This is a genomic window from Blautia sp. MCC269, from assembly GCF_018785655.1.
Lineage (GTDB): Bacteria > Bacillota > Clostridia > Lachnospirales > Lachnospiraceae > Blautia_A.
The window spans coordinates 1-9713 of record NZ_WQQE01000005.1; the positions used below are offsets into that span (position 1 = coordinate 1).

Sequence of the window (9713 nt, forward strand, 5' to 3'; positions counted from 1 at the left end):
GGTTGTCTTACTATACCGATTCGGAATCTTCGTATAAGACTTCTGATAAAAGATTTGCAAGCCTTTGTTCTGCTGTTTTTGGTTTCTTGGAATAGAGCCTTACAATGTCTGCCATCTCATTAAAAGCATTGATGGTATGAGTGATTTCCCTTAAGAACATAATCTCATTATATTCCTCATTCGATTCAAACCCTATTGTTTTGGCAATATCCGTCTGACCAGCATTTCCCTTGAAGTTTTTGCAGGCGAACTGGAAGGAATCCAAAAACAGACCATATTGTTTTAACATCAGCAGTAATAAATCTTTTGAAAAAGCATCTTCTTCTTTGGTAAGGGCAAGCGGTAACTGTTCCAGAATATCTCCCATCGCATCACGAATCTGTAATTCTCTCTTATCCGTAATGTCGGTTTCATATTCATCTGTTTCCCCTTTGAGCCATTCCACAGATACATGGAGTGCTTCCGAAAGACCTTCCAGCACCATTTTTTTCGTATTGTCAATCGAACCATTCTCATAACGCAGGATTGTAGAAGCGGTAACTCCCATCTTCTCTGCGACATAAGGCTGTGTCAGATTCAATTCCAGACGGCGCTGTTTTATTCTGCTGCCTATCAGCTTGCGTAATTCTTTATCTTTCATGCTGACTGCCTCCTTTTTCGGTATGTATGAATTATAGCATTGTTTTTCCGAAATTGCAATATGCAATGCAATATTTATTTTTAACATTTCGTAACGCTTGACAAAAAGATGTGAAAAGGATATACTTACATCACAGGAATTGCATAATGCAATTTATAAGGAGGTGATTATATGACGCAAAGAAAAATTGCATTATCCATCGAAGAAGCTGCCGACTATACGGGAATCGGCAGAAACACCTTAAGACAGCTTGTAGAATGGAAGAAACTTCCGGTATTAAAGGTTGGTCGTAAAGTCCTGATTAAAACCGATATTCTGGAAATGTTTATGGAAGCGAATGAAGGTCGTGATTTGAGGGATAGAGGAAATGTAAAAGCCGTAACAAGAACTGCGGCAAATTAAAAAGGCGGCTTCCCAAGAAACCGCCAAAGGTTCTATCAGACCGAAGCCATGATATACCTACACGCAAGAAGATTATACCATGTGCTTCTTCTGATACGCAACCAAGAACTTATGTTTGTGAAGGAAAGGAGAATGTAAGAATGGCAAAATCAACAAAAAGTTATGAAGCACGAATGCTTGAAATGGAAAAGAAAGAGCAGGAAAGCCTTGAAAAGGCGAAACGATATGCGGCACAGAAGAAAGAACTTCTGAAGCGAAAGAAAGCCGAAGAAAGTAAAAAACGAACCCATAGGCTCTGTCAGATTGGCGGTGCGGTGGAATCCGTTCTCGGTGCGCCTATTGAGGAAGAAGACATCCCAAAGCTGATTGGTTTTCTGAAAAGGCAGGAAGCCAACGGGAAATTTTTCTCAAAGGCAATGCAGAAAGAAGTCAATACCGATATGGAGGAAGTGTAATGGCGGAGGGGATGAGTTTTTCATTCCCTTCATTGCTTTTTCATGAAGGGCGCACTTATGGACAACCAGAGGTCGTCCCAATAAGTTTGCCACAAGTGGCAACCGGTCTGCGTTCACGCTTGCCGGGCTCGTTCCGTCGGCGGGGCTTTCAGCCAGACCTGCTCATGCCGCAGGAGGCACTCTTCGCCAGAGAGGCGCATTCCATGCAGGCTGCTATGCGCAGGGCACTCTTACGCAGAGGGCGTTCCGGCAATGCTGCTTTTCCTAAAACCGAAAGCAATGTTGCCGGAAATCTATGCCGGATGTGCAGAAAGGAGGAATCCAGACATGGCGATTTTTCATTACACAGTCAAAATAGTCGGACGAAGTAAAGGGAAATCTGTTATCTCCGCTTCCGCATATCTCAATGGGGATGTGATGAAAAACGAGGAAACCGGGAGAATCAGTTATTACACTTCTAAAAAAGAAGTGGTCTACACTCGGCTGATGATGTGTGAAAACGCACCTCCTGAATGGCAGATAGTACCAGAAGAAAATATAAAACGCTTTCAAAAATCTGTCCGATACAAAAGATCAGAAGATAAAGAAGCTGCTTTAGAAAAATTTAAAATCACATTTCAGAAACAAAGGTTATGGAATGAGGTATTGAAGATTGAAAAAAATGCAGATGCCCAACTTGGCAGGTCATTTGAATTTGCCCTTCCCAAAGAATGGAACAGACAGGAACAAATTCAATATACAACTGACTATATTCAAAAAACTTTTGTAGATAGAGGAATGTGTGCTGATTGGAGTATCCACGATAAAGGGGATGGCAACCCCCATGTCCATCTGCTTCTGACTATGCGTCCTTTTAACCCGGATCATTCTTGGGGAAAGAAAGAAGTCAAGGATTGGGATTTTCTCAGAGATAAAAACGGAAATATCGTGATTGATGAATCCCATCCGAACTGGTGGCAGGATAAGAAAAACCCTGACCGTCATGGAATCCGTATCCCTGTATTAGACGAAAACGGAATTCAGAAGATGGGTGCAAGAAACCGCCTGCAATGGAAACGGGTGCTGACCGATGCTACCGGATGGAACAATCCAAAAAATTGTGAACTGTGGCGGAGTGAATGGGCAAAGGTGTGTAATGAACATCTTCCTTTGCATAATCAGGTCGATCACCGTTCTTATGAAAAACAGGGAAAACTCCAGATTCCTACCATCCATGAAGGCGCTGACGCAAGAAAGATTGAACAAAAGTTTCTTGCCGGGCAGGAAATAAAAGGTTCGTGGAAAGTAGCGGAAAATCAAATCATAAAACAACAAAACACGTTATTGCAAAAGATACTGGACACCTTTGGAAAAGTATCGGGTGCATTATCATTATGGAAGGAGCGATTAAATGACATTAGAAGAAAGCCGGGAAATTATACCCTTAATGGAATCCATGATTGGGCAAATCGAAGAACAGCAGACCTTAATGGCAGAAATGATTCTGGAAATGCAGAACCGGGACACCCAACTCTCTCTTATGCAGGAACAGAATCAGAAATTGCAAAAATTAAACAGCGAGTTATCCGAGCTGCTCAACATTTTGCCAAATACCGAGGAACTGCTTTCCAAGATGGAAGAACAGAAAACGAAGATAGAACTTTTGGAAAACGAAAATCAGCAATGGCAGAAATTGGCACAGACTCTGAACAGCGAAAACAGTTTATTGCTGAAACAGAACACCGAATTGCTGAACTGGAACAGCAAATAAGGAAAGGACGTGATATAGATGAACGAATCCAGAGAATCAAAGAACGCCGAACAGTTGGAAGAACTTCTGCTCTTGACCGAGGAGATACAAGAAGAACTGGAACAGAAAGACCAGCTTATCGAGGAACTGAAGACGCAGCTCAGCGAATCTCTGACCTTGAACGAGAAATTAAACAAAGAGAACAAAGCCGGGAATATTCAAGCATTAAAGAACGACTTGAAGCTGGCAGACAGAGCATTGCAGATCGAGAAAGAGAAGCTGCGAAGCGCAAACGTCATGATCGGGGAATGTCAAGATAAAATACGATGCTTAACACAACAACGGGATTATGCCCGGACACATCAGAAAATCGTAGAGATACCGGTAGAAAAGCCGGTACTCTATGAAAAATGTGAAGCTTGTGACCGGACAGACTATCAGAATGCAAAAGCAAAATACGAAACACAAAAAGAGCGACTTGCAGGACAATATAAAGCAAAAACGGTAATGTTCCAAACAACCTTGTTCCTTCTTGCATGGTATTCGCTGACAACCACTCTTTTTCAGGCAGTACAGTCAGATGTGCTCCTTTCCGATTGTAAATCATTCTTCCATGATGCAGCGTCATTCATACAAACTTTTATCGGATGGACGATTGATGCTGGGCAATCTGTGGCACAGATCAGTACAAAAATTCCCAATGCGTTTATAGCCGGAATCATATATTGGTTATTGCTGATATTAGTTGTTGGAATATACGTAGCAGGAACAGGGATACTTGCGATACTGATAGAAATAAAGATTATAGAATTATATAAGAAAAACTGTTGGGATGTTATTACTCTACTAATGATACTGACAAGTGCTGTTGTCATCATTTATTTTGGAGAATCAATCAAAAAAGTAATGCCCATAAATCTTTTGTTTCTTTTATTATTTATACAGGGAATATATCTTGGAATCCGGTGTTATCTGAACACTCTTTACTGGACAAACCGATAAAAGAAAGGGCGGCAGTATTTTACTGTCGCCCTCTGGTTACTTATAAAGATTGGGTATTCTCTCTAATTCTATTGCTATATCCAATGATACTAACCACTAAAGAAATTCTAAAAATCCTGATTATAAATCTATCTTCTAATCTCACTTATGATATTCTCTTTTCCCATCTTCCAAGCCGGAAACATTACTGCCACTACTGCAATCACTACATTCAGCACCATAATTCCATTCAGAACCAGATTCGGAATATTAGTAGTATAATGTAAAAACTGCAGCACATGAGCCAGATAATAATTCATCACTCTGCGAAGAACTCTGTTATAAATAAGATAGATAAATACATCCGCCAACAATCCATACAGAATACCTGTCTGTAAAATCATCTTGTAAAATCCGCCGTCCGTAATCCCTATTGCTCTGATAATCCCGTACTCTCTTCTTCTGGTCAGAATCGTATGACTCATGCTGTTTACGATATGGAACAGGCTGATAATCAGCAGAATCACTGCAATACTGGAAAAGAAGATCTGCTGCTGTCCAAGATAACCTTTCTGTGTTGCAATTGCGGTCGTATAATCCTGCAATACTGCCTTGGGAACATCTCGGATTACTTGTAATAACTGATTGCTCACGATCTTTGCATCCGCACTATCAGCCGGCGATGCATTGATAAAACTATAATCTGTAATTCCAAAGTTTTCTTCCATCTGTTCGCCTGTCATAATCACACTCTGCGCATTTTTCCAGACTTCTGTATTCAGAAAATCTTTCTCCTGCGCCAACGGTCTGTTTACGATTGCCGCAATCTCAAACTCTTTTTCAATATAGTTTTCTTCGCCACTTTGGAATTTTAACAGTTCATCTGTATAGTTTTCTGTCTTTGGTACTCGAAGAGTAATGGTATCGCCCGGCTTCTTTCCATAAAAAAAGTAATTTCCCTGACCGTCCATATTCGCCGTCACAATCACTTGATTATTATTCTTTATTGTTTCCGGCTGAATCTCTCCCTCCAGAATAAAATCCCGAAGCTGTTCTATCATCGCTTCATCGTAACCGTACACATTATATTTAATCCGATAATTTCCATCTTCCTGCTGCTTACAGATCCCATCATATCTCTGGATATAATACGGCTCCTGATTTTGATATTTGAAATAGTCACTCCATTCTTCTTCTGACAAAAATTCGTTTTTGGAAATCTGTAATTCCCCCATCGTATACTTTGTCGCATATACATTCTCTGTTTCCGGCATGTTTTTAATCTTATCTGCTACCGCCTCCGGAATCGTATCCTTCAGCGAGTCAGATTTTAAAGAAATACGGTACTCAGAACCAAGCCCATCATCCGATATCAGCGAAAGTTCTGCGTGAACCTTCAAATTTTCTACCATATAGGTGGTACATAAGAAAATGCAACCGCCGATAGACAAGGATAATAAAATCCCTATTACCTTTCGTTTATTGGCAAACATGAATTTCCGCACCACTACATTTGCCATATTAACATTTCGCATAGCGTATATTTTTCTTCTTTTTACAAAAGAAGTATCTCCACTCATCACAGTTTTCAGCGAATCTTTCCGCATGGAACGAACCACGAGAAAGGCAACGAGTGCTAACGAAATCAGTAGAAATACAAAACCAAACACAACAGCTTCCTTTGAAACAAAAAACTCTACTGTATTTTCTCCTTCTGCTAACGTATGGTCCGCAACAGAAAGACCATTCCCTGCTCCACTGATTCCTTTTCCACCAAATACACCGCTAAATTTCTGATACATAAGGCTTAAAACACCATTTCCTAAAAGACATCCTAACGGATATCCAATGAAAAATAACGTCCAAAGTTCCAAAAGTAAGGTGCCACCAATCTGCGCTTCACTGATACCTAATGTCTGTAATATTCCGTACTCAGAAGTTCTCTTCGATACAGAAATACTGAATACGCTGTAAACTACGAAAAGACTGAACAGACATAACAGGAAAATCATTCCGTTGTAAGCCAGATTGTAGTCGCTCTGCAATTTCAAAACGATATAAGTGAAGTTTCCTTCTTCTTCAAACAGACCAAATTTCACGATTTCAGAAATGCTGCTTGGTGCTTCTCCGCCAAGATACTGTATTACTTCATCATTTTCTGCTACCGATTCAGAAGATAATTTATGTTCCTGTAAAAAAGCATCCAACTGTTTATATAACTTCTCATCTTCATTAAAACTGAGATATAAAAACGTCTGGCTTCCTCGACCTTTAAAAGAATCACTTACAAAAACTTCCATTTCACTGGAACTTGCCGCCCATTCGCTTTTCAGAACACCAGTAACAATATACTCTTTTTCACCAATGCGAAGGGAATCTCCTAAATTCCCTGAAAATCCAAGATTACTAAGCACAAATCCATCCGCTGCAATTTCATTTTCTTTCTCAGGGAATGTTCCTTCCAACAAGTCTCTGTGTGCCATTTGACGATAAGTTTCATCGGCATGGATAAAACAGATCATAAATTCTTCTGCCACAACGTCACGGATTTCCATTTTTCCACACTGTTCCAGCGTATATCCTTTTCCTTTCTCACCGCTTTCTACAGAATTAAAAAGTTCCTTATCCGTTTCAATATAATAATGCCAGTCTCCGTAAATAGTTTTGCTGTTCGCCAGATCACTTTTCTGACTGCTGTAAATCAAAGAAGAAATCCCGGAAAGCAATGATGCTGTTAATAAAATACTCGCAAAAATTGCAAATGTCTGGCTCTTGTAATACCGCATATATTTCCATGCCAGCTTTAACATACGACATCACCGCCTTTTGCCGGAAATCTTCTCTTTCCTGTAACAATCTGACCATCTTCAATATGAATTACTCTGTCGCAAGTCTGTGCAATGGCTTCATTATGCGTTACCATGAGAATCGTCTGATTGTACTTACGACAACTCGTTTTTAATAACCCCATAACCTCAATGGTTGTGGCTGAGTCCAAATTACCTGTCGGTTCATCGCAAAGCAGGATACTCGGTTTATTTGCCAAAGCTCTGGCGATTGCAACTCTTTGCTGCTGACCGCCGGATAATTCGTTTGGATATTTCTTGCGTTTCTCCCAAATGCCCAGTTCCCGCAACAATTCTTCGATATATTTGCGGTTAATATGTTTTCCACAGTCAAATGTAACCGGCAATGCCACGTTATCATACACATTCAACACAGGCATTAAACTATAATTCTGGAATACAAACCCTATATTTCTTCTACGGAAAATCGTCAGTTCTTTTCTTGAAAGAGAACCAATCTCTTTATTCTTTATAAAAATCTGTCCACTTGTCGGATTATCCAGACCACCGATTAAATTAAGACAAGTAGATTTGCCTGAACCAGATGTGCCTACAATGGCAACAAACTCGCCTTCTTCTACTTTTAGATTGATATTCCGTAGTGCCTTTACCTGATTATCTTTTTCTCCATATATTTTCTCAACATTTCGTAATTCTAAAATACTCATCCGTCATCACTCCTCTTTTCTTGATACATCCAGTATAACTGCCGTATCTTGCAATTTCTTTACAAACGGATGATTAGTTCTTACAGTTTTGTAAGAACACAGAAAAACAGCTTCCCTTTCCATACTCGGAATCTACCGTCATATATCCTTTTTCTTTTTCCAAAATCAGATTAGAAAGATACAAACCAATCCCAGAACCTTCCATATTCTCAACTTCTGGGCTTCTATAAAATCGTTTGAATATATCGGTCATTTCCTCCTGCCGGATACCACGCCCATTATCTGCAATCTGAATCTCTGTGTATAAATCATAACTTTTTACACAAATGGAAATAGTTCCTCCTCTATCGGTGTACTTAACAGCATTTTCCAACAAATTTACAAATACTTCTGCTGTCCATTTTCGATTATGATACAGTAATCTGTCCTCAAATGGTTCCAATGTAAAGTTGATTTCCTTTTTTTCCAGTTTCTCATAAAGCGTATCTACTGCGTCTAAAATCGTCTGCTTGATCCCTATTGCTTTTCCTTCAAAGCCATCAATATTTTGCTCCAATTTTACCATCTTCGATAAAGACTCCACAATCCAACTCAGCTTGTCAATCTGTCGTTGCATTTTTTCAGAAAACAATGTTTTCCGTTCTGATGTAATTTCCTCTTTACTTAAGATTTCTGCATAGAGAGAAATATTCGCTAAGGGCGTTTTTAATTGATGAGACATATTAGATACCAGACTTTTCACCTGCTCTTTTTCTTGTTCGGCACTATTCACGTGATTATCAAGCACTTCCTGTATCTGCTTGATTTTACTGACAAGGGCAGAATATTCTCCTTCTTCCACATCAGAAGCTGCAATCATTTCCCGATTTAACACACTGTCCAGCAAACGGTCAATCAGGCGATATGTTTTTCTTTTTTGATATATGCTATATCCAATCGACAAACACAAAAGCACTGCTAAAAGTATCGTAATCCACATCTCTTTATTCCTTCCAGATATATCCGATTCCATGAACTGTTTGAATCCATTTTGGTTTCGATACATCATCCTCTATCTTTGTACGAAGCCTGCTGATATTCACAGACACCGTATTGTTATCTACATATTTTCCATCACTATCCCATATCTTCTCTAAAATCTGCTCCTTAGAAAGGATATGATTCTTATTTTCAATCAAATACACCAACAGACGGTATTCCAATTTGCTAAGAGAGATTTCTGAACCTCTTTTATATACTTTACAAGTACTCTGGTCTATGCTTAATGAACCTGTAACAATCTTTGTACTTTCAGATTTTTCTTGAAGTATCCGCTTCATTCTTGCTTTTAATACACCCAGAGAAAATGGTTTTGACAAGTAATCATTTACCCCTAATTCTAAAGCCTTTATCTCATCCATTTCTGTATCACGAGCAGTCAGCATAATGATTGGGATATTGCTGTAGCTACGAACTTCTTTACAGAGTTCAAAGCCCGTTCCGTCCGGCAGGTTACAATCCAAAAATACAATATCATAACCACCGTTTGCGATTTCTTGTAAACCATCCTTTTTTGTCCCTGTCTCTGTCACATCATATCCATCACCAGAAAAGGAGAAGGAAAGTCCCTCTCTCAAATCAACATCATCTTCAACTATTAGAATTTTATATTTTTCCATCATGTATTTCCTTTATTGCTTCATATCAAATTACTGCTTTTTACTTCATATTTCATTATACAGTAACCACCCTCGTTGTAAAGCAAAAAGCAAGCCATTTCAGACTTGCTTTCCACCATACAGTTTTAAAAATTAAACTCTATTGTAAAATGCGTATTAGCAATCATCTTGCATCTTAAGAACCCTCAAGAAATGAGATAGATCTACAACAATATTTCACTTCTTGCTTAATAAAGTTCTAATGAATCTTCTGCATCCACCCACATCTGTAAATTGCCATCAAGATATAATCTTGCATATTCCAAAGGCTCATCCACAGCCAATGAAGTAAGCG

The 9713-nt window shown here is 39.1% G+C and carries 9 protein-coding genes and 1 pseudogene; 4 read left to right on the forward strand and 6 right to left on the reverse strand.

The window, feature by feature from the left end:
• Positions 1–10: 10 nt before the first annotated feature.
• Positions 11–640 carry a helix-turn-helix domain-containing protein gene (locus GPK88_RS01405; RefSeq protein ID WP_015529844.1) on the reverse strand — a complete coding sequence of 210 codons (630 nt, stop codon included), beginning with the start codon at positions 638–640 and terminating at the stop codon, positions 11–13.
• Between the two features lie 171 nt (positions 641–811).
• On the opposite strand from GPK88_RS01405, the gene GPK88_RS01410 reads away from it, so the two are divergent.
• From GPK88_RS01410 to GPK88_RS01425, 4 genes are all read left to right on the forward strand, one after another.
• Complete coding sequence (locus GPK88_RS01410) at positions 812–1042, forward strand: helix-turn-helix domain-containing protein (RefSeq protein WP_004843519.1); 231 nt, start codon at positions 812–814, stop codon at positions 1040–1042.
• Between the two features lie 140 nt (positions 1043–1182).
• Positions 1183–1497 carry a hypothetical protein gene (locus tag GPK88_RS01415; RefSeq protein ID WP_006859613.1) on the forward strand — a complete coding sequence of 105 codons (315 nt, stop codon included), beginning with the start codon at positions 1183–1185 and terminating at the stop codon, positions 1495–1497.
• A 327-nt stretch (positions 1498–1824) separates the two neighbouring features.
• Complete coding sequence (locus tag GPK88_RS01420) at positions 1825–3546, forward strand: MobA/MobL family protein (protein WP_020994093.1); 1722 nt, start codon at positions 1825–1827, stop codon at positions 3544–3546.
• Positions 3524–4228: a DUF6040 family protein gene (locus tag GPK88_RS01425; protein ID WP_044952226.1), complete on the forward strand. Its 705-nt coding sequence runs from the start codon at positions 3524–3526 to the stop codon at positions 4226–4228. The genes GPK88_RS01420 and GPK88_RS01425 overlap by 23 nt, the downstream gene beginning before the upstream one ends.
• 128 nt (positions 4229–4356) lie before the next feature.
• Here GPK88_RS01425 and GPK88_RS01430 read toward each other — a convergent pair whose 3' ends face one another.
• The 5 genes and pseudogenes from GPK88_RS01430 to GPK88_RS01450 form a co-directional block, all read right to left on the reverse strand.
• Complete coding sequence (locus GPK88_RS01430) at positions 4357–7017, reverse strand: ABC transporter permease (RefSeq protein ID WP_008707471.1); 2661 nt, start codon at positions 7015–7017, stop codon at positions 4357–4359.
• Positions 7011–7721, reverse strand: coding sequence for an ABC transporter ATP-binding protein (locus GPK88_RS01435; protein ID WP_008707470.1), 711 nt, complete (start codon positions 7719–7721; stop codon positions 7011–7013). The genes GPK88_RS01430 and GPK88_RS01435 overlap by 7 nt, the downstream gene beginning before the upstream one ends.
• Before the next feature lie 73 nt (positions 7722–7794).
• Positions 7795–8700, reverse strand: coding sequence for a sensor histidine kinase (locus GPK88_RS01440; protein ID WP_055066700.1), 906 nt, complete (start codon positions 8698–8700; stop codon positions 7795–7797).
• A 4-nt stretch (positions 8701–8704) separates the two neighbouring features.
• Positions 8705–9382 carry a response regulator transcription factor gene (locus tag GPK88_RS01445; protein ID WP_020994095.1) on the reverse strand — a complete coding sequence of 226 codons (678 nt, stop codon included), beginning with the start codon at positions 9380–9382 and terminating at the stop codon, positions 8705–8707.
• A gap of 224 nt (positions 9383–9606) precedes the next feature.
• Positions 9607–9713, reverse strand: a pseudogene (locus GPK88_RS01450) (DUF6061 family protein); the annotation flags it as partial.

Excerpts from the sequence above, each read along its gene's own strand:
- GPK88_RS01415 (WP_006859613.1), top strand. The coding sequence starts at position 1,183 with ATGGCAAAATCAACAAAAAGTTATGAAGCACGAATGCTTGAAATGGAA.
- GPK88_RS01425 (WP_044952226.1), top strand. The coding sequence starts at position 3,524 with ATGATCGGGGAATGTCAAGATAAAATACGATGCTTAACACAACAACGG.
- GPK88_RS01430 (WP_008707471.1), bottom strand. The coding sequence starts at position 7,017 with ATGTTAAAGCTGGCATGGAAATATATGCGGTATTACAAGAGCCAGACA.
- GPK88_RS01410 (WP_004843519.1), top strand. The coding sequence starts at position 812 with ATGACGCAAAGAAAAATTGCATTATCCATCGAAGAAGCTGCCGACTAT.
- GPK88_RS01435 (WP_008707470.1), bottom strand. The coding sequence starts at position 7,721 with ATGAGTATTTTAGAATTACGAAATGTTGAGAAAATATATGGAGAAAAA.
- GPK88_RS01405 (WP_015529844.1), bottom strand. The coding sequence starts at position 640 with ATGAAAGATAAAGAATTACGCAAGCTGATAGGCAGCAGAATAAAACAG.
- GPK88_RS01420 (WP_020994093.1), top strand. The coding sequence starts at position 1,825 with ATGGCGATTTTTCATTACACAGTCAAAATAGTCGGACGAAGTAAAGGG.
- GPK88_RS01445 (WP_020994095.1), bottom strand. The coding sequence starts at position 9,382 with ATGATGGAAAAATATAAAATTCTAATAGTTGAAGATGATGTTGATTTG.
- GPK88_RS01440 (WP_055066700.1), bottom strand. The coding sequence starts at position 8,700 with ATGTGGATTACGATACTTTTAGCAGTGCTTTTGTGTTTGTCGATTGGA.